Origin of the sequence: Bacillus sp. MYb209 (assembly GCF_002975175.1) — a bacterium.
Lineage (GTDB): Bacteria > Bacillota > Bacilli > Bacillales > Bacillaceae_G > Bacillus_A.
In genome coordinates this window covers 298,021-317,259 of record NZ_PCNZ01000001.1, presented here as the reverse complement: position 1 = coordinate 317,259, position 19,239 = coordinate 298,021, and the positions used below count along the sequence as shown (strand labels likewise).

The following is a 19,239-nucleotide window of genomic DNA, read 5'->3' as shown; positions in this document are numbered from 1 at the left end:
GACAATAATATTATTATGACAAACTTCAAGAAAAATAAAAAGGTAAATTCCTGTATAGGGAAGCTATTTTTTATATAGGTTATATTTAAAAGAATATTTCGTTTATCGAAAAATTAAGTTAAAATAAGATGAAAGAAGGAAGAGAGGGGAAGTAGATGATTATAATAGGTTATGCAGGATATGAGTTAGAAAAAGCACAACCGAATACATCAGAAGATTTTTTTAATAGATCTGAAGTGACATATATATTAAATAATCAAGAGAAAACCTTTTCTGTCTTATATGTTCGATATTTTGAAGAAATTTTACAAGAAATTACCCCTTTTGAAGGAAATCCAGTTTATAAAGTAGAAGAACAAGACGTATATTTACGAGATATTGTAGCGATCGCTTGTTTAGTGAACAATAAAGAGCTACGCGCGCAGAAGCGCTTGTATCTCAATGAAGTAACAGACTTTCAACGATACTTTGACGAGGGAACAGTGGTGAAAGTACAAGAAATATTAGCTGAATTACATAAAAATAAAAGAGTAGAAATAGCGTAAAACGGCAAAGGAGAGAGAAGCCATGTCTAATTTTATGGTTGAAAATCAAACAGAACAAGTTTCTATATTTTTAGAAGATGTAATTTCCTTGATAACTAATTATGTAAATTATCATACGTTACCTTCTTTATTGGAGGAGACACCAACAGGAAACGAGCAATACTATAAAGGGATATTAGCATCAATAAGAAGACTTCTTGTTTTTTGTGAAGAAGGACTTGATGCATGTTTTGTTTTGTTGAATAGCCAACCATTTCGAAAGACCGCAGCTGAAAAAGTTTTATATAAGATTTACCATCAAGTAATTGCAGAGTTTTTTTCGCCAAAGAATGATCATTGGTATGAAAATAGTCGTTCTGCTTATACAGGGAAAAATTCTATTGTTTTTCAGCAAAGCCCCCCTGGATCTATAGAACGAATGATGAAGGATTTAGAAGGGAAATTTCAATTGATGCGTGAAGAACTAGAATATTATGAGACAGATTACCAAACAAAAATGTTGCACAAATATTAATTAAGGAAAAGAAGCTAAGGACACTTAGCTTCTTTTCCGTTTGTCCAGTTATATAAGGGATTTTAATTGAATATAGTTAAAGTGGATAGCATCAAGGAGGTGCGACATGAGTCAACAAGGTGTATTTACAGATTACTTTCATGAAGTAGAGAGCTGGTGTGAAAGTGTTCTTCAAGTATTAGATAGCCGTGCAATGGAAGTGTATGATGTCCATATGCTTGCTTATAAAATTCAAACTTTATTAGAGCGTATGAAAGAGCATGAGTACGACACAGATGCCGAGTTTATGTATGAAATAAGTGAGGATGTAGAACATATTCAACACCATTTACAGGAAGTATTTATGCAAGAAGGAGAGGAATATGAACTATGTGAAAGAGGGGATAGCGAACGAGCTGTTCCGATTGGGGGGCATACCCTTCCGCCATTACCTTATCCATATAATGCGCTAGAACCGTACATTTCACGAGAAATTATGATGTTACACCATGATAAACATCATCGTAGTTACGTGGAAGGATTAAATAAAGCAGAGAAGATGATGGAAGAAGCGAGAAAAACAAATCAATTTGATTTAATTAAGCATTGGGAAAGAGAAGCGGCTTTTCATGGATCAGGTCATTACTTACACACGATATTTTGGAATAACATGAAAAAAGATGGTGGTGGAAGTCCGAGAGGGGCTTTTTCACAACAAATTGAGCAAGATTTCGGAAGTTTTTTACGTTTTCAAAAGCATTTCACAGAAGCAGCTTCTAAAGTGGAAGGTTCAGGATGGGCGATTCTTGTATGGGTACCCCGTTCAGGAAGGTTAGAAATTTTGCAAAGCACGCTTCATCAATTGTTTACACAGTGGGATACGATACCGCTCCTTGTACTGGATGTATGGGAACATGCATATTATTTACAATATCAAAATCGAAAAGATGAATATATTAAAAATTGGTGGAATGTTGTAAATTGGCCAGATGTAGAAAAGCGATTTGAAATTGCGAAGCAAATTGAATGGACACCGTATTAGACGCATATCCCATGCGTCTTTTTTAGTGGAGGTGGAAGGAAGATTTCGTTCATATTTTAAAAGGCCAAGCATAAACTTGTACAAAAAGTGCCAAAAGGACGTGGGGGGAAATATGAGACGAATTTGTATAATAATTACGCTAATTATAATGTACGCAAGCATTATGCCGATTCCTGCATATGCAAAAATGAACGGTGGTGTCAGTGCTCGTAACGCAGTCTTAATGGAACAACAATCCGGTCGTGTGCTATATGGAAAATTAGAACATGAGCCACAAAAAATTGCTAGTATAACAAAAATTATGACAGCATTGTTAGCTGCTGAATCAGGAAAAATGAAAGAGCTAGTATCGGTTAGTAATGAAGCAGTACGAGTAGAAGGATCGGCAATTTATTTAAAACCTGGACAAAAAGTGAAGTTAGAAGATTTAGTTTACGGATTAATGCTTAGATCTGGTAATGATGCAGCACAAGTAATTGCTGAAAACGTGGGAGGGAGTATAGAAGGGTTCGTATATTTAATGAATGAAAAGGCGAAAGAAATCGGAATGAAAGATACGCATTTCTCAAACCCGCATGGCTTGGATGGGGATGGATCGCATTATTCGTCGGCTTATGACATGGCATTATTAACGAAATATGCAATGGGGAACGAGACCTTTAAGGAGATTTTTGGAACAAAAACGTATAAATCAGATTCTTGGGATTATCCGTGGAAAAATAAACATAAGCTTGTGACATCCTATTATGAATTTGCAACAGGGGGAAAGACAGGTTTTACGAAGAAAGCAGGACGGACGCTTGTCACAACAGCTTCAAAAGATGGACTAGATTTAATTGTCGTAACTTTGAGTGCTTCTAGTGACTGGGATGATCATATGAATTTGTTTGATAAAGGCTTTGAACGCTATAAGCAAGCGAAAGTTTTAGGACAAGGAGCACTCGCTGAAATAAATGAAAAGAAATATGCCAATCATGTTTATACGAAAAATAGTTTTTCTGTACCTTTAACTGAAGAGGAAAGAAAGAGCGTGTTATTGAAAGTTGAGCTCGACAAAAGTGCAAAACTTACGGATGGAGTAAAGATTGGGAAGACAGAAATTTATGTAGGGAACGAGAAAGTTGGAGAACGAAATTTGTTTTACAGTAAACGAAAGTTAGTAGCTACAACGGGAATGTATTGGAATAACGTAAAAGAAATCTTCTCTTACATGATAGGTGTTGGGATAGATGGTTAATCTCGTATGGGCAGCGATGGCAGTTATAGGGATTGTGTATGCCATGATAAATGGAACGATGGAAGAAGTGACCAAAGCAGTGTTTGAAGGGTCAAAAGATGCTGTAACGATTTGTATTGGACTTATTAGTGTTTTAGTATTTTGGCTCGGTTTAATGAAAATTGCTGAGGAAGCTGGATTGTTAAAGAAGTTAGTATCACTTTTTATGCCGATAGTAAAAAGATTATTTCCAGAAATACCGAAGGATCACCCTTCAATGGGATTCATTTTATCAAATATGATGGCGAACTTTTTTGGGTTAGGTAATGCAGCAACACCTTTAGGTATTAAAGCAATGGAACAACTGAAAGAGTTAAATGGTGGAAAGGATTCAGCAAGTCGTTCTATGGTGACGTTTCTAGCATTAAATACTTCAGCAATTACATTAATTCCGACTACTGTCATCTCGATTCGAATGACTTATGAATCAGCAAACCCTACTGAAATCGTTGGCGTAACATTTATAGCACAAGTGTTATCGATGATTGGAGCGATTTGGATTGACCGCTATTTTTACCGGAGAAGGAGTAGAAAGGGGCGGAAAAAATGAGTATTGTAAATACAATTTCATTATGGGTAATTCCTTGTGTAATTGGTTTTATCCTTTTGTATGGCACGATAAAGAAAGTTCCAACGTATGAATCGTTCGTTGAGGGCGGAAAAGAAGGGATTCAAATTGCGGTTTCCATTTTGCCGTTTATGGTTGGAATGCTTGCATCTATTTCTATTTTTCGGGCATCAGGTGCTCTAGATGCGATGATATCAGTAATGAAGCCGATGTTAGACTTTATTCATGTACCAGCCGAAATCGTTCCACTTGCACTTATACGTCCGATTTCGGGATCTGCTGGTTTAAGTATTACGACCGACTTAATCGCTACATATGGGCCAGACTCGTTTATTGGTAGGTTAGCTTCAACGATGCAAGGTAGCACAGATACGACCTTTTATATATTAACAGTATACTTTGGGGCTGTCGGTATTAGAAAAATGGGAGATGCATTAAAGGTAGGACTTTTTGCAGATTTAATCGGAATTATCTGCTCAATTGTGTTTGTTTCTTTATTGTTTCAGTAATGCTATTCATTTTTTACGCTATTTCGCTTATAATATGTATACGACCACTATTAAGGTGTAGCTTAATAGTGGTTTTTTTATGCGGTATTTTTGACAAAATGATGAACTTTTATTGTGAGGAATATGAAAAATATGGACAATAATAAAGGGTAAAAACATGATTTGACCTTTATATGTTTATTATCATCGCTATGTTGTTTAAGTGAGATGGAGCGAATAACCGTAAAGCGTATGCGGTTGCCAAGTCTTTCTAATGTAAGGTAAGATAAATTCGAGGTGAAAAAAAGAAATGGAACGATTACAAAAAGTGATTGCGCAAGCAGGTATTGCATCGAGAAGAAAGGCTGAGGAATTAATTCAGCAAGGGAAAGTGAAAGTTAACGGGAAAATAGTGAAGGAGTTAGGAACAAAAGTAACTCCTCAAGATAAAGTAGAAGTAAATAACATTCCTCTTGAAAAAGAAGAACCTGTTTATTTTTTACTATATAAACCAACTGGTGTAATTTCAAGTGTATCAGATGATAAAGGAAGAAATGTTGTAACAGACTTTTTCCCTGAAATTAGACAACGTCTATTCCCAATCGGACGCTTAGATTATGATACGTCTGGCGTATTATTGATGACAAACGATGGAGATTTCGCAAATGTATTAATGCATCCGAGATATAAAGTTGAAAAAACGTATGTTGCGAAAATTAAAGGGCCATTAACAGGTGAGAAAATTCGCATGTTAGAACGAGGTGTTGCATTAGAAGATGGGAAAACAGCACCAGCACAAGTGAAAATTATTTCTTGGGATAAGCGTAAAGAGATGGCGATTGTACAATTAACGATTCATGAAGGACGTAACCGTCAAGTACGTCGCATGTTTGAAGCGTTAGATTGTAAAGTAATGAAATTAAAACGTGAACGTTATGCCTTTTTAGAAGTGGGTAGTTTGCGACCTGGTGATGCAAGAGAATTGACACCGCATGAGGTGAAGCAGTTACGTGCACTTGCTTCTACAAAGCCAAGATAAGCGATAAAGTGAAACCTTTCACCAGTGGAATTATCCGCTGGTGATTTGTTCAATAAAATATTTGAAGTAAAGAATACATATATTTATTATTCATTGAAGAGAGGAGAGACAATATGAAAAAAAATAGATTATTATTTCGTGTTATCATTCTGCTCATTTTAAGCGGTGCTGTAGGATTTACACTGTATCAAGGATTTTTTTCTGATAAAGAGAAAATGCAAATTGGAAAAGAAGCACCTAACTTTGTTGTAACTGATTTAGAAGGAAAGAATATTGAATTAAAAGATTTAAAGGGAAAAGGTGTATTTTTAAATTTTTGGGGAACTTGGTGTAAACCTTGTGAAAAAGAAATGCCTTATATGAATGAATTATATCCGAAATATAAAGAAAAAGGCGTTGAAATTATTGCCTTAGATGCAGATGAAACGGATATCGCAGTGAAGAACTTTGTGAACCAATATGATTTGAAATTCCCAGTTGCAATTGATAAAGGGCAAAAGATCATAGGTACATATGGAGTGGGACCATTACCAACAACCTTTTTAATTGATAAGGAAGGCAAGGTAGTTGAGCAAATTATAGGTGAGCAAACGAAGGAACAACTGGAAGCCTATTTAAAGAAAATTACTCCATAATAAAGATAGCCTTCACATAAGAGGTGCTTGGTGTATAGCACCTTCACTCTAAAAGATTCTGAGTATTGCGGTAACTTGAAGGTAGAATATACAATAGTACATAATAGATACAGGGGCGGTGAGGGCTTTGAAAGAAATTAAATGTGAATGTGGACATGTTAATCCGATAGGAACCATTTTTTGTGAAGCATGTGGGAAACCATTTGAAAGTAATGAAAATATGAAATTATTGGATATGAGATATGAGGGGAGTGCTCGGAGATCTCTCACACATACAAAAACGATAGTCGATAAAATTTGGAGTTTTTTCTCTTCTGTAAAAGTAGGCGTATGGTTAATCGTAATAACTTTAGCTGCATCGGCAATAGGAACTATCTTTCCCCAAGAAATGTACATAACTCCAGGAATCGAACCAGCTGAATATTATAAGACCGAGTATGGATTTTTAGGACAATTATACTATCAATTAGGATTTAATAATTTATATGGATCATGGTGGTACATGATTTTAATTGCTTCCATTGGTATTTCACTTGTTATATGTAGTTTAGACCGTGTGATTCCTCTTTATAAAGCATTAAAAAAACAGGGGGTGAAAAGACACCCAAGTTTTTTAAAGAGACAGAGAGTGCATGGGACTGGTACGCCACATGAAGGTGACTTAGAACGAGTTCAAATTAATTTAAAGAAACGTAATTATAATGTGAAAGTGGAAGACGGGAACGTTTTAGCGGAAAAGGGACGTTTTTCCCGTTGGGGTCCATATGTAAACCATATTGGTCTTATTATCTTTCTATTCGGTGCAATGCTACGTTTTTTACCGAGTATGTATGTAGATGAAGCACTTTGGTTACGTGACGGTGAAACGAAAGAAATACCAGGAACAGATGGTCAATACTATTTGAAAAACGAAAAGTTTATCAAGGAAGTTTATGATAAGAGTAAGGATAAAGAAGTTTTTGATGAAGCAATTGATCGTGTTGGTGATAAAATGATTGCGAAAAACTTCCAAACAAATGCTGTATTATATAAAGCGGTAGGAGAAAATATAGCGGGTCAAAAACCAAAATTAGAAAAGGTAAAAGAAGCTGAAATTCGAGTGAATGAGCCACTGAAATTTGATCAATTTGCTGTTTATCAAGTGGATTACAAAGAAAGTGAATTTAAAAGCATGTCTTTCCATTTGCAAAACAAAGAAAATAATCAAAAGTGGGGACCGATTAAAGTAGATTTAGCGAATCCTACAGAAAAATATGATTTAGGAAATGGGTATTCTCTAGAACTATTAAGCTATTTTCCTGATTTTTATTTTGATGAGAATGGAAGGCCGAATACGAAAACAAAATTACCGAATAATCCTGCATTCGTCTTTAAAATGTTTACCCCGGAAACACCAGATGGTGAAGTTAGTTTCGTCGGTATTCAGCAAAACATAGAGCCTGACGGGAATAATAAATATAAAATGTCATTTGCAGGTGTGGAAATGCAAAATGCAACAGCTCTTACAGTAAGAAAAGATTTGACGCTTTGGATTCTCGGTATTGGAGGATTTATATTTATGGTTGGTGTGATTCAAGGTATGTATTGGAACCATCGACGTATTTGGATACAACGTGTTAATGATGAATGGTGGGTTGCAGGCCATACGAATAAAAATTGGTTCGGCTTAAAGAAAGATATTGAAAGAGTACTAGAAGGAACAGCGATTCCACAACCACACGATAAAATGAATGATAAAAAAATTAGTTAAGGTGGGGAAACGATATGGTACAAATAAGTAGTAATTTTCTGTTCGCCGCGTTCATCTTATATTTAATTGCAACTTTATTTTTTGGAGGAGCAATTAAAGAAAAAGGTAACAAGTGGGCAAATATAGGTATAACAATAACGATTTTAGGTTTTGTAGCCCAAACGGTATATTTTATAACAAGATGGATTGCTTCAGGACATGCACCCGTTAGTAATTTCTTCGAGTTTGGTACCTTCTTCGGTATGATGCTTGTTGGCGCTTTTATTGTTATGTATTTTATGTATCGTGTAAGTATTATCGGATTATTTGCATTGCCAATCGCGCTTTTATTAATTGCATATGCAAGTATGTTTCCTAGAGAAATATCACCCCTTATCCCATCTTTAAAAAGTAATTGGCTACATATTCACGTAACGACAGCGGCAGCGGGACAAGCAATATTAGCAATTAGTTTTATTACAGGCGTAATGTATTTACTGAAAAATGTAGATCAATCAACAAAAAGTAAGCGCACATTTTGGTTAGAAACAGTAGTTTTCACACTTGTTTGTACAGTTGGATTTATTGGAGTAACAACGGTATTCTCTAGTATGAAATATGAAGCAAAGTTTCAATGGATTGATAAAAATGAACAACAAGTTGAGATGAAGTATAATCTTCCGGCTTTAGTTGGACCACATGAAGGGAAGTTAATAACAGAAAATAAATTAGAGCCGACAGTAGAGCTTCCAGCAATTGTAAATGCGAAAAAATTAAATACTGTTATTTGGTCAGTGATAGTCGGAACGCTACTTTATATTGTATTAAGACTTGTTTTACGAAAACGAGTATCAGCGGCACTTCAGCCGTTAGTAAAAAATACGAATAGCGATTTATTAGATGAAATTGGGTATCGATCTATTGCAATTGGGTTCCCGGTATTTACATTAGGGGCGTTAATCTTTGCGATGATTTGGGCTCAAATAGCGTGGACGCGCTTTTGGGGGTGGGATCCAAAAGAAGTTTGGGCGCTTATTACTTGGCTCTTTTATGCTGCGGTATTACATTTACGTTTATCTAAAGGATGGCATGGAGAAAAATCCGCCTGGCTTGCAGTAATTGGTTTTGCAATCATTATGTTTAACTTTATTGTAGTAAACTTAATTATCGCGGGTTTACATTCATATGCATAGAGAAATAAAATAGGAGAGTGTATGTCACTTTCCTATTTTATTTTTGTCAAATTTTCTTCTTTTTTGAGAAAAACATGACAAAGTAGCGGTTGATTCTGTAAAATGATGTCGAGGACCAAATATACTGTTCAAAAAAAATACATAGTTTTGGAAAAAAAATGAACAAACTTTATTATTCTTGTGAAGCATAATATGGGAAGTGGAACGTTAAAAAATGCTTAATTAAACGAGGATAGGTGCAACATTATATTGTAGAAGGGTAGGTGTAAACCGTTGTGGTAAAAGTACGCAGCGGGTAGAAATGGAAAATGAATCAAGAATTTTAATTGTAGATGATGAGGATCGTATTCGTCGTTTATTAAAGATGTATTTAGAAAGAGAGCAATACACAATTGAAGAAGCGGATAATGGTGATACAGCTTTAGAAATGGCGTTACAAAATGATTATGATTTAATCCTATTGGATATTATGATGCCTGGTAAAGATGGTATCGAAGTGTGTAAAGGGATTCGTGAGAAGAAAGCGACGCCAATTATTATGCTGACAGCAAAAGGTGAGGAAGTAAATAGGGTACAAGGATTTGAAGTTGGAACTGATGATTATATTGTAAAGCCGTTTAGCCCGCGTGAAGTAGTACTTCGTGTGAAAGCGGTATTACGCCGCGCTGTACCAACGACATTCTTTACACAAGATACAACGACGAAAGATGTTACTGTGTTCCCTCATTTAACAATTGATAATGATGCGCACCGCGTTACAGCGGATGGTAATGAAGTAAACTTAACACCGAAAGAATATGAATTACTATTATTCTTAGCGAAAGCTCCGGATAAAGTTTTTGACCGTGAGCAATTGTTAAAAGAAGTATGGCAATATGAGTTCTTCGGAGATTTACGTACAGTTGATACGCATGTAAAGCGTTTACGTGAAAAGTTAAGTAAACAATCACCAGATGCAGCGAAGATGATTGTTACCGTTTGGGGTGTTGGTTACAAGTTTGAGGTTGTGAACGACTGATGCTTTGGAGAAGTGTAGTAGGGAAGTTATGGATGACCATATTACTTCTCGTTTCGTTTGTTCTTGGATTTGTTGCTATTTTACTTTCACAGTTTTTTAGAACGTATTATGTTGATATGAGTGAAGCTAGGCTTCAGAAAGTTGCAACAAGTGTAACGGAATTAATTGAAGAAGGTGCCGATGTAAAAACGATTGAGGATATTGCTTACAAATTTTCTGATCCACTTTCAAGGATTATCATTGTAGAAGATGGTAAGGAAATTTCTTCTTCGCCGAAACAAGAAGGATTAGTTACTCTTACAATAGATGATTTGAAAAATGATAAAGAATTAGCAGCTGTTTTTACAGATAAAAAGGATATTAAGAATAATATTAGAAAAGCTTCTAATAGTAGGAAGAATAAGAACACTGAAAATGATATTATGATCGTCGGGAAACCAGTACAGTCAAAAAATCAAAGTGCGGTGTTTGTATATGAATCATTGCAAGTTCCAATACAAGGTATGGAGAGAACGACTGATTTTATTTTCTTATCAGCCGGGATTGCGATTATTTTAACAACTTTCTTTGCATTTTTCTTATCTACTCGAATTACGGCACCGCTTCGTAAAATGCGTGAGGTTGCATTTGAGGTAGCGCGCGGGAAATTTGATACGAAAGCCCCTATGGTGTCGCAGGACGAAATTGGTGAGCTTGCAACTGCTTTAAATCAAATGGGGAAACAGTTGAAGTTTAATATGAATGCCCTGCAGCAAGAAAAAGAGCAGTTGGCTAGCATTTTGAGTAGTATGGCAGATGGTGTTATTACGTTAAATCAAGAAGGTGAAGTCGTTGTTATCAACCCACCGGCAGAACACTTCTTACAAGTTTGGCATGAAGAAAAAGAAGTAGAGTTAAGTAAAAAACTGCCTTCTGAACTTGTTGAACTATTCCATCTCGTTGTAGAAAGTGAGCAACAACAAGTTGTTGAAATTAATTTGCAAAAAGGTAACTACGTAGTTCTTATGACACCGCTTTACAATCAAACAAAAATTCGTGGAGCTGTAGCAGTATTGCGAGATATGACGGAGGAGCGTCGTCTTGAGAAAATGCGTCAAGACTTTATTGCGAATGTATCACATGAACTTCGTACACCGATGGTAATGCTTCAAGGATATAGTGAAGCAATTTTAGATGATATTGTGCAAACGAAAGAAGAAATTAATGAGTTTGTTCAAATTATTTATGATGAATCTGTTCGTTTAGGTAAACTTGTAAATGAGTTATTAGATTTAGCCCGTATGGAAAGTGGACATGTAGAGTTACATATAGGTGAAGTAGATATTCATCCATTTGTCGAAAAAATTGGCCGTAAATTCCAGGGGATTGCAAAGGATAAAGAAGTCCAATTAACAGTGGATTTCCAAAGTCCAATTGCACAATATCCGTTTGATGCAGACCGTATGGAACAGGTACTGACGAATTTAATTGATAATGCAATCCGTCATACAAATGCAGGTGGACATGTTACACTTGTAATTAATACGAAAAATAGTGGCCTTACTTTCGAAGTGCAAGATTCAGGTGCTGGTATTCCAGAAGAAGATATTCCGTTCTTGTTCGATCGATTCTATAAAGCTGATAAAGCGAGAACGCGTGGGAAAAAAGTTGGAACAGGACTCGGGCTTGCGATTGCTAAAAATATTGTTCAAGGTCATGACGGGAAGATTTTTGTATCAAGTGTCGTTGGAGAAGGAACTATATTCTCTGTATATTTACCAAATCGTATAATTTAGATATATATGTTTTTTTAAGTTGATCATGAATAAAAGCTTTACTGTTTTTTTATTTTTTTGTAAGTGCAATTAAATAAAGAATGGTAGAGTTTTTTTATAATCAGAATTAAAATAAAAAGAGAGGTGTCGAGATGAAATGAAACTTTATACAAAAACAGGTGATAAAGGGGAAACGAGTGTCATAGGTGGCCGAGTGGATAAAGATCATATACGTGTAGAAGCTTATGGCACAATTGATGAGGCGAATTCTCATATCGGATATGCCATGTCTAAATTACAAGAGGAATGTTTTCGTAACATTTATAACGAACTTGAAAATATTCAACATGAACTATTTGATTGTGGAGGGGATTTAGCAATAGTAGAGAAGAAAATCCCCTATAAAGTAACGATAGAGATGGTCGAGTATTTAGAGAGACGAATTGATTCGTATACAGAAGAAGCGCCGCCGTTAGAGCGTTTTATTTTACCAGGCGGTAGCGAGGTATCGGCTGCACTACACATTGCACGTACAGTTATAAGAAGAGCAGAACGTTGTATAGTGTCATTGCAAAAAGAAGGAGAAACCAATGAAATTGTTCTAAAGTATGTAAATAGGTTATCTGATTATTTATTTGCGCTTGCTAGAGTAATAAATGCACGTTTACAAGTGAAAGATGTGGAATATAACCGCAGTGCACTTGTTTTTCGTAATAAAGAAGAGAAGGAAGTGGAGTAATACACTTTCTTTTTTTTGTATACTTTTTTCTGTAATATCCCACAATAGAGAAGGTATGACGGTTATTAGAAAACGGAGGATGTATATGAAAGCGTTAAAATGTGGCGTGGTGATATTGAGTGTATTATTTTTATCTCAATTACATGTTTACGCTGAAGGGAATCAGTGGATATGGCCTGTTGATGGGCAGATAAGTGATTATTTTGGGACAAGACATGGGAAACACTATGGTATTGATATAGCTGCGCCTATTGGAACGCCTGTTGCAGCTATTCAAAATGGTAAGGTGACAAAGTCTTATTTTTCAAGTAGTTATGGAAATGTTGTGTTTATTAAACATGGAGAATATGAGGCTGTTTATGCGCATTTAAATAAGAGATATGTAGTTCAAGGGGATAACATTTCAAAAGGAGAGCTAATTGGAGAGGTAGGGAATACAGGAGAATCGCGAGGAGCGCATTTACATCTAGAAGTGCATCAAGGGAGATGGACGATGGAGAAAAGGAATGCGATGAATCCGTTGCTTGTTTTAAATGAACAAAAAAATCAAGTTGTGTCATCATCACTATATATTGTACAAAAAGGTGATACTTTAGTTGGTATTGCTCGAAAATTTAGTATGACAGTTGAGGAAATTAAAGTGAGGAATGGATTGCGACAAGAGCAAATCTATCCGAACCAACAACTATACGTCAAGTAAAGGCAACGTCCCAAAAGCATAACTTTTGAATAGATTTATTTTCTTCTTATTTAAGATTGCGATAGTAAATGAAATTATATCGACGCAAATTGAAATATATCGAACATAGCTCTTATTATATCGACATTTCTACAAGAAATATCGACTTAACAACAAAATACGACAATAAGAGCAACCTATTCCTAACGAAAAACCGTCCCAAAAGATCTTTTGGGACGGTTTCTTTTACCAAAAAATAAAGACACATATAAATCCAGAAATAGCTAAGTAGCTATATAAGTAAAAGACTTTTGTTCTTGTTTTTTCTTTTGTCCGAAATAGTACGATAGTTGGTTCGATTAGACCAATTGTAAGACAAAGTAAACCAAGAAGCATAAAGCCAATTGAAAGAGAATACAGGGCGATTTGTGGTGCTTGAAATGGAATCATCCATTTTAATAAAAATGCAATAAGTGCAGTGTAACAAATGCTACCGATGTATTTATTCAATGGTGTATCAGAACGGAAACCAGGAAGTTTCTTGGAAAACGGACGGGAAACAACTTCCGTTTGTAAAGATGTATGTTCTTCAATTATTTTTTGAGCTTCTTTTCCTTTTTGGAAAAGGGATAAAATCCAGTTTCGCTCACCTTGGAAAATAAATTGAGAAGTTGTTAAATAGTGATCAACTTTTACCTTATTCCAACTCTTCCATGGATGACGTTCACACAATTTTAATTTACTTTCTGTTTTTTTATCATACTGATAAATACTTATGCCATCTTGGTCAAAAGTAGCGTAGTATGTCTCTCTTGAGAATGTGCCTAGATCAATTGGACAGTAGAAAAGTAATTCTTTTTTCAAATAAAAGTATTCTTTTCTTAAGTTTTTTTTCATTGCTTCTCGAATAGAGTGTCTTTTATCTTTCTTCATGACATTTCCTCCATAACTCAGAAAATGTTCTTATCTTAACAATTCAACATCTTATCACTTTTGACGACATATGACTAGGGGATTCATAAGAGAAATACCGAATTATAAAGTGAAACTTTAATCAGTGGGGGTTTTTTTCCACTCCCCACTGATTATTAGCCCTCACCAATCGGGCTTTTACGGGCAGTTGATCTCCCGCCTAACTTCCTCGCATTCGCCGAATTTCGAGGTGGGAGTCTTACTGCCCGTTAATGCGGGATAAAAAATATGGGTTGTATTGTAAAATATAGTGATCGTTTCTCTGATTATATAAAATTAATAACTTATTTTTAGTAAGTTACACTTTTTTTGTTCACAATACAATCATGTTGTTGTATAATGAAGTGGAAAATAGAATATCGGTCTATCTTCGGGGCAGGGTGAAAATCCCGACCGGCGGTGATGAACAGTTAATAATGTCGTTCTAAGCCCGCGAGCCGTTAAGGCAGGATTTGGTGTGATTCCAAAGCCGACAGTATAGTCTGGATGGGAGAAGATGGAGGTTCAAGCGTTCAAAAAAGATAAGTATTTGAACGTCTGTTTGATGTGCCTTAAAATTCTCCCTTTGTGTAAATCACAAAGGGTTTTTTCGTTCTATGAAAAAATAGGCATAGCAGAACCTTTCCACTTTCCATGAGAAGATCGATGGAAAAGGAGAGAGAAAGATGAAACAAAAAAACAGTGTAGTGCAGATGGTGAGTGTAGCGATGCTAAGTAGTATTGCATATTTACTAATGATGTTGGATTTTCCATTCCCAGGGCTTCCGCCATTTTTAAAAATTGATTTTAGTGATGTGCCAGCTTTAATTGCAGCGATAATTTTTAGTCCAATTGCAGGTGTAATTGTAGAAGCGATAAAAAATATTTTGCATTACGGAATTCAAGGAAGTTTAACGGGAGTACCAGTAGGAGAAGTAGCAAATTTTATAGCAGGATGTTTATTTATTGGTCCAGCAGCATTCTTATTCCGAAAGTATCGCACAGTAAAAAGTTTAACAACAGGATTAATGCTAGGAACAATTACTATGACAGTTATTATGAGTGTGTTAAATTACTTTATTATTTTACCAGCGTACACTTGGTTTTTAAATTCACCAGCTATGTCTAGTGATATTATGCGACAAACTATTGTAACGGCGATATTACCGTTTAATGTAATTAAAGGAATTGTTGTAACAATTGTATTTGTAGCATTATTTTCACGCTTGAAAGTATGGGTATTTGCAAAAATGAAAAATGCTTAAAAATATTAAACCATTGGCAGCGTAACTGCTAATGGTTTTTTTGTTAGTGAGAATGAAAAAGAGAGCAAAAAATCCCCCTCATACTTATGAGGGGGATTTTTTGAAGTTAATAAAAGACTATTCGAATTTTAAAGAGTCGCCATCAAATGATTCGTCAGCAACTTTAATTGAGTCAGTTGGACAACCTTCGAATGCATCCATCATATCTTCAATTAATACATCTGGAATTTCAACGATACCTTGGTTATCGTCTAATGTTACAAATGCAATACCTTCATCATCATAGTCATAAATGTCTGGTGCAGCAGCACCACAAGCACCGCATGCAATACAAGTATCTTTGTCAACGATTGTATATTTTGCCATATTTTTTCCCTCCTGATAATATGTATGTGAAAAGTTCGCCAAAAAATTATAACCTTATTGTAAAACGGTTTTTAAAACTTTTCAACATAAAATTATAATGATAATGCTTATCAATTAGAGTGTCAACTTATTTTTGAAGTATTTCATAAGATTTTCAAAATACTTAAATGTTATTTCGTTTGATACAATAGAATATATACAAGCATGTAGTGTGAACATGATAAGTTAAATGAATAGCGGTTAATGTGCAATCGTATTGAAAAAGGAATGAAGTTAGACTGAGAGGTGGAAGCGGTAATGCAGCTACAATATACTTTATTATATTGTTTAAAACAATTGAATGGTGAAAGAACCGTTTCTTCGATTTATTATTTATTAAAAGGAAAGAGATCATCGCAAACATTACAAGATGGGAATATGTTTCAAATTTCTTTTTTGTTTGGGATTTATAAATCATTAAATAGAGCTGATTATGATCAAGAAGTTGCAAAGTTGTTACAAACGGATTTAGTTCAAGGTATACATGATAATACATATGTGTTAACGACTGCTGGTAACATGCAATTAAACAAATGGGAAGGTGACTTTGCCTTTCCGACGTATTTAAATGGTTTACACTATGGTGAAATAGGTGAAACGTTTTGGAAGAGATTATCATTGATCGTTCAAACCATTTCGAATTTACAACAGGCGAATACGAAATTTATTCCAATTCAACAGGATACAGAAATAATGATGTGGGTGAAACGTTTTCTCACTGGAATACCATATATGAGAAGTGAATTGGCTAAAAGATTATGGAAAGAAATGCATACACTTTTACAAAAAAATAATCCAGTAGAGGCGACAATCGTAACATATCGGTTAACTGGGTATGAACGTATTGGGTGTACTTTACAACAATTAGCGGTAATTACGAAACAAGATATATTTCGAGTTTATTTTTTATTTTGGGGTACAATTCATTTCATTATTCAAGAAGTTCGCAATAAAGAAAATGAGTTTCCATTATTAGCTGAAATTATATCTTATCCAAATGAGAAAGCTGATTTATTTAGCTTATCAACGAAAAAAACATATAATCTTTGGAGACAAGGACGCTCTTTAGAAGAAATAGCAACAATTCGGAACTTGAAGGTTGCCACGATAGAAGACCATTTTGTAGAAATTGCTTTACGAGAAAAAGAATTTTCTATTGAGATGTTTATGGAAAAAGAAAAAATAGAAACAGTAACAAAAGTAATTGAAGCATTACAAACACGTAAATTGCGTGTGTTGAAGCAAGCGGTTGGAGAGGAAATCTCTTATTTTGAAGTCCGTCTTGTATTGGCGCGGATGGAGGGTATAAATGAAGCTTGAGGAATATTTATATAAGTGGTTTGGATATTCTGAATTTCGTCCGGGGCAAAAAGGAGTTATTACGGACTTATTGGAAGGAAAAGATGTTGTAGCAATGCTTCCGACTGGAAGGGGAAAATCAATTTGTTATCAACTTCCGGGGCTTCTGCAAGAGGGTACGGTGCTTGTTGTATCACCATTATTATCTTTAATGGAAGACCAAGTTACGCAATTAAAGTATGTCGTGAAAAATCGAGTTATTGCATTGAATAGTTTTCGGACGTTAATTGAAAAAAGAGAAGCAATGAAAAAGCTATCTTTTTATAAATTTGTTTTTGTATCACCAGAGATGTTGCAGTCGGAACTTCTAATAAGAGAATTGAAAAAAATTCATATTTCATTATTTGTAGTAGATGAAGCGCATTGTATTTCACAATGGGGCTATGATTTTCGGCCAGATTATAAAAAATTGGATAAAGTAATTGAGAGTATCGGATCTCCGACAGTACTAGCATTAACAGCAACTGCGACAAAGGATGTACTGCGAGATATAGCGGAAAGTTTAAATCTAAAAAATATCGCTGAGCATGTGTACTCAATTGATCGTCCAAATATTGCGATGGAAGTGCAATTTGTGGAAACAATAGAAGAAAAAAAAGAGGCGCTTTTTGAACATGTAATGTATTTGCAAGGGCCTGGTATTGTTTATTGTTCAAGTAGGGCCTGGACAGAGCGTTTAACCGAGTATTTAAGAGGAAAAGGAATTACAGGTGTAGCTTTTTATCATGGTGGTATGGAACATGAAGAGCGTATGTTAATTCAACAACAGTTTATGAATGACCAGTTGCAAATTGTAATATGTACAAGTGCTTTTGGGATGGGGGTAAATAAGGCGAATACAAGATATATTATTCATTTTCAATATCCGACAAATGTAGCTTCCTATTTACAAGAAATTGGAAGAGCGGGAAGAGATGGAGAATTGAGTATAGCCATTTTATTATGTAGTCCATTGGATCACGATTTGCCAATTTCAATCATTGAAGATGAATTACCAAGTAAATCGCAAATACAATTTTTATTTTCGTTACTACAAGAAAGAATGTTTCAAACGAAAGTATTACCATTAGAAGATGTAGAAGAAATTTGTTATAATGCAGCAAGATTTAATGAACAATATTGGCGTTTTATCCGTTATCATCTTGAACATCTTGGAATCATACAACAGCGAAATCTTATGCTAGAGAGCTTGTCAGATGAAATAATGCACAGATTAATAGCGGAAGTGGAAGTGAGACTTCGTAATAAATATAGTGAGCTAGAAAATATGAAGTCATGGATACAAGTTCAAGGATGTAGACGTGAATATTTATTACAACAATTCGGTTATAGAAAGGAAAAAGAGATAGAAAACTGTTGTGATTACTGTGGTATTACAAAAACGGAGTATAAAAAAAGACGAGCGCAACAGTCAGTTTTCGACTATAATTGGGAAACAGAGTTACAAAAGCTTTTCGGCCTAGGGAAGATGGAGGAATGATGGACATTCAAAGGCATAATGTTGAAGATATGAGTCCGAGAGAAATAAGACTGAATCTCTACATAACACAACTAATCATTATTGGTATCGGTTGTTTACTAGCATATATATTATTTCAAGATAAAAGAGAAGTTTATAGTTTGTGGAAATGGGAACCGGTTTCTATACTTGTAATAGGTGGCTTGTTAGCGATTTGTATTGTGTTATTAGATTATGTTGCAATGCGAGTGTTTCCAGAATCTTGGTTTGATGATGGTGGCATTAACGATAGAATGTTTCAAGAGATTTCTGTCATGCATTTACTCGTTATCACGTTTATTATTGGCTTTGCGGAAGAGTTTTTATTTAGAGGTGTAGTGCAGACTCATTTCGGAATTGTAATAGCGAGTTTAATTTTTGCTGTGTTACATATTCGGTATATAACGAAGCCTTTTTTGTTTTGTTTCGTCTGCTTTATTAGTTTTGTTTTTGGTTATGTATTCGAGTGGACAGGAAATTTATTTATAACGATCTTTGCACACTTTCTTGTTGATTTTATAATGGGACTCCAATTAAGAAAATAAATGGAAGGTGGTGGTGAA

General features: G+C 35.0%; 20 protein-coding genes and 1 riboswitch. Of the genes, 18 read left to right on the top strand and 2 right to left on the bottom strand.

The annotated features are described in order from the left end of the window. Positions 1 to 155: 155 nt before the first annotated feature. From CQZ94_RS01775 to CQZ94_RS01710, 14 genes are all read left to right on the top strand, one after another. Entirely contained in the window at positions 156 to 545 is a 390-nt protein-coding gene (locus CQZ94_RS01775) for a hypothetical protein (protein WP_105584043.1), read from the top strand. 22 nt (positions 546 to 567) lie between these two features. Beyond that, entirely contained in the window at positions 568 to 1,059 is a 492-nt protein-coding gene (locus CQZ94_RS01770; RefSeq protein WP_105584042.1) for a YpuI family protein, read from the top strand. Positions 1,060 to 1,165: 106 nt separating this feature from the next. After that, positions 1,166 to 2,080 (top strand): superoxide dismutase, encoded by a 915-nt coding sequence (locus CQZ94_RS01765; RefSeq protein WP_105584041.1) that lies wholly within the window; start codon positions 1,166 to 1,168, stop codon positions 2,078 to 2,080. A gap of 112 nt (positions 2,081 to 2,192) precedes the next feature. After that, on the top strand, positions 2,193 to 3,317 hold the full coding sequence (locus CQZ94_RS01760) for a D-alanyl-D-alanine carboxypeptidase family protein (RefSeq protein ID WP_142395719.1): 1,125 nt from the start codon (positions 2,193 to 2,195) through the stop codon (positions 3,315 to 3,317). After that, positions 3,310 to 3,906, top strand: a complete 597-nt coding sequence (gene spmA / locus CQZ94_RS01755) for a spore maturation protein SpmA (protein ID WP_002086662.1) — start codon at positions 3,310 to 3,312, stop codon at positions 3,904 to 3,906. Before CQZ94_RS01760 ends, spmA begins: the two co-directional genes overlap by 8 nt. Further along, the gene (gene spmB, locus CQZ94_RS01750; RefSeq protein ID WP_105584039.1) at positions 3,903 to 4,433 is read left to right on the top strand and encodes a spore maturation protein SpmB; all 531 of its coding nucleotides are present in this window, start codon (positions 3,903 to 3,905) and stop codon (positions 4,431 to 4,433) included. Before spmA ends, spmB begins: the two co-directional genes overlap by 4 nt. Positions 4,434 to 4,722: 289 nt before the next feature. Then, positions 4,723 to 5,451: a 23S rRNA pseudouridine(2605) synthase RluB gene (gene rluB, locus CQZ94_RS01745; protein WP_105584038.1), complete on the top strand. Its 729-nt coding sequence runs from the start codon at positions 4,723 to 4,725 to the stop codon at positions 5,449 to 5,451. A gap of 113 nt (positions 5,452 to 5,564) precedes the next feature. Beyond that, the gene (gene resA, locus CQZ94_RS01740; RefSeq protein ID WP_105584037.1) at positions 5,565 to 6,086 is read left to right on the top strand and encodes a thiol-disulfide oxidoreductase ResA; all 522 of its coding nucleotides are present in this window, start codon (positions 5,565 to 5,567) and stop codon (positions 6,084 to 6,086) included. A 127-nt stretch (positions 6,087 to 6,213) separates the two neighbouring features. Further along, positions 6,214 to 7,836, top strand: coding sequence for a cytochrome c biogenesis protein ResB (gene resB / locus CQZ94_RS01735; protein ID WP_070139008.1), 1,623 nt, complete (start codon positions 6,214 to 6,216; stop codon positions 7,834 to 7,836). Positions 7,837 to 7,850: 14 nt separating this feature from the next. Then, a complete protein-coding gene (gene resC / locus CQZ94_RS01730; RefSeq protein ID WP_105584036.1) occupies positions 7,851 to 9,008 on the top strand; it encodes a cytochrome c biogenesis protein ResC in 1,158 nt (385 codons plus the stop codon). 301 nt (positions 9,009 to 9,309) lie between these two features. Beyond that, a complete protein-coding gene (resD, locus tag CQZ94_RS01725) occupies positions 9,310 to 10,026 on the top strand; it encodes a DNA-binding response regulator ResD (protein WP_002158614.1) in 717 nt (238 codons plus the stop codon). Next, positions 10,026 to 11,801, top strand: a complete 1,776-nt coding sequence (gene resE, locus CQZ94_RS01720; RefSeq protein ID WP_105584035.1) for a sensor histidine kinase ResE — start codon at positions 10,026 to 10,028, stop codon at positions 11,799 to 11,801. The genes resD and resE overlap by 1 nt, the downstream gene beginning before the upstream one ends. Positions 11,802 to 11,937: 136 nt before the next feature. After that, positions 11,938 to 12,519, top strand: coding sequence for a cob(I)yrinic acid a,c-diamide adenosyltransferase (locus CQZ94_RS01715; RefSeq protein ID WP_002149412.1), 582 nt, complete (start codon positions 11,938 to 11,940; stop codon positions 12,517 to 12,519). 85 nt (positions 12,520 to 12,604) lie between these two features. Continuing rightward, positions 12,605 to 13,219, top strand: a complete 615-nt coding sequence (locus tag CQZ94_RS01710; protein WP_002141020.1) for a peptidoglycan DD-metalloendopeptidase family protein — start codon at positions 12,605 to 12,607, stop codon at positions 13,217 to 13,219. Positions 13,220 to 13,444: 225 nt separating this feature from the next. Here the strand turns inward: CQZ94_RS01710 and CQZ94_RS01705 are convergent, their stop codons facing one another. After that, positions 13,445 to 14,131 carry a hypothetical protein gene (locus tag CQZ94_RS01705; protein WP_002149409.1) on the bottom strand — a complete coding sequence of 229 codons (687 nt, stop codon included), beginning with the start codon at positions 14,129 to 14,131 and terminating at the stop codon, positions 13,445 to 13,447. Between the two features lie 401 nt (positions 14,132 to 14,532). Continuing rightward, positions 14,533 to 14,672, top strand: a riboswitch (FMN riboswitch). Between the two features lie 163 nt (positions 14,673 to 14,835). On the opposite strand from CQZ94_RS01705, the gene CQZ94_RS01695 reads away from it, so the two are divergent. After that, entirely contained in the window at positions 14,836 to 15,414 is a 579-nt protein-coding gene (locus tag CQZ94_RS01695) for an ECF transporter S component (protein WP_002011769.1), read from the top strand. Positions 15,415 to 15,531: 117 nt separating this feature from the next. Here the strand turns inward: CQZ94_RS01695 and CQZ94_RS01690 are convergent, their stop codons facing one another. Then, a complete protein-coding gene (locus CQZ94_RS01690; protein ID WP_001151994.1) occupies positions 15,532 to 15,780 on the bottom strand; it encodes a ferredoxin in 249 nt (82 codons plus the stop codon). 297 nt (positions 15,781 to 16,077) lie between these two features. Between CQZ94_RS01690 and CQZ94_RS01680 the strand changes: the two genes are divergently transcribed. The 3 genes from CQZ94_RS01680 to CQZ94_RS01670 are packed head-to-tail and all read left to right on the top strand — an operon-like array spanning position 16,078 to position 19,221. After that, on the top strand, positions 16,078 to 17,139 hold the full coding sequence (locus CQZ94_RS01680) for a YpbB family protein (RefSeq protein WP_105584033.1): 1,062 nt from the start codon (positions 16,078 to 16,080) through the stop codon (positions 17,137 to 17,139). Beyond that, positions 17,129 to 18,658, top strand: a complete 1,530-nt coding sequence (locus tag CQZ94_RS01675; RefSeq protein ID WP_105584032.1) for a RecQ family ATP-dependent DNA helicase — start codon at positions 17,129 to 17,131, stop codon at positions 18,656 to 18,658. The genes CQZ94_RS01680 and CQZ94_RS01675 overlap by 11 nt, the downstream gene beginning before the upstream one ends. Then, positions 18,658 to 19,221 (top strand): CPBP family intramembrane glutamic endopeptidase, encoded by a 564-nt coding sequence (locus CQZ94_RS01670; RefSeq protein ID WP_105584031.1) that lies wholly within the window; start codon positions 18,658 to 18,660, stop codon positions 19,219 to 19,221. The genes CQZ94_RS01675 and CQZ94_RS01670 overlap by 1 nt, the downstream gene beginning before the upstream one ends. The last annotated feature ends 18 nt before the right edge of the window (positions 19,222 to 19,239 follow it).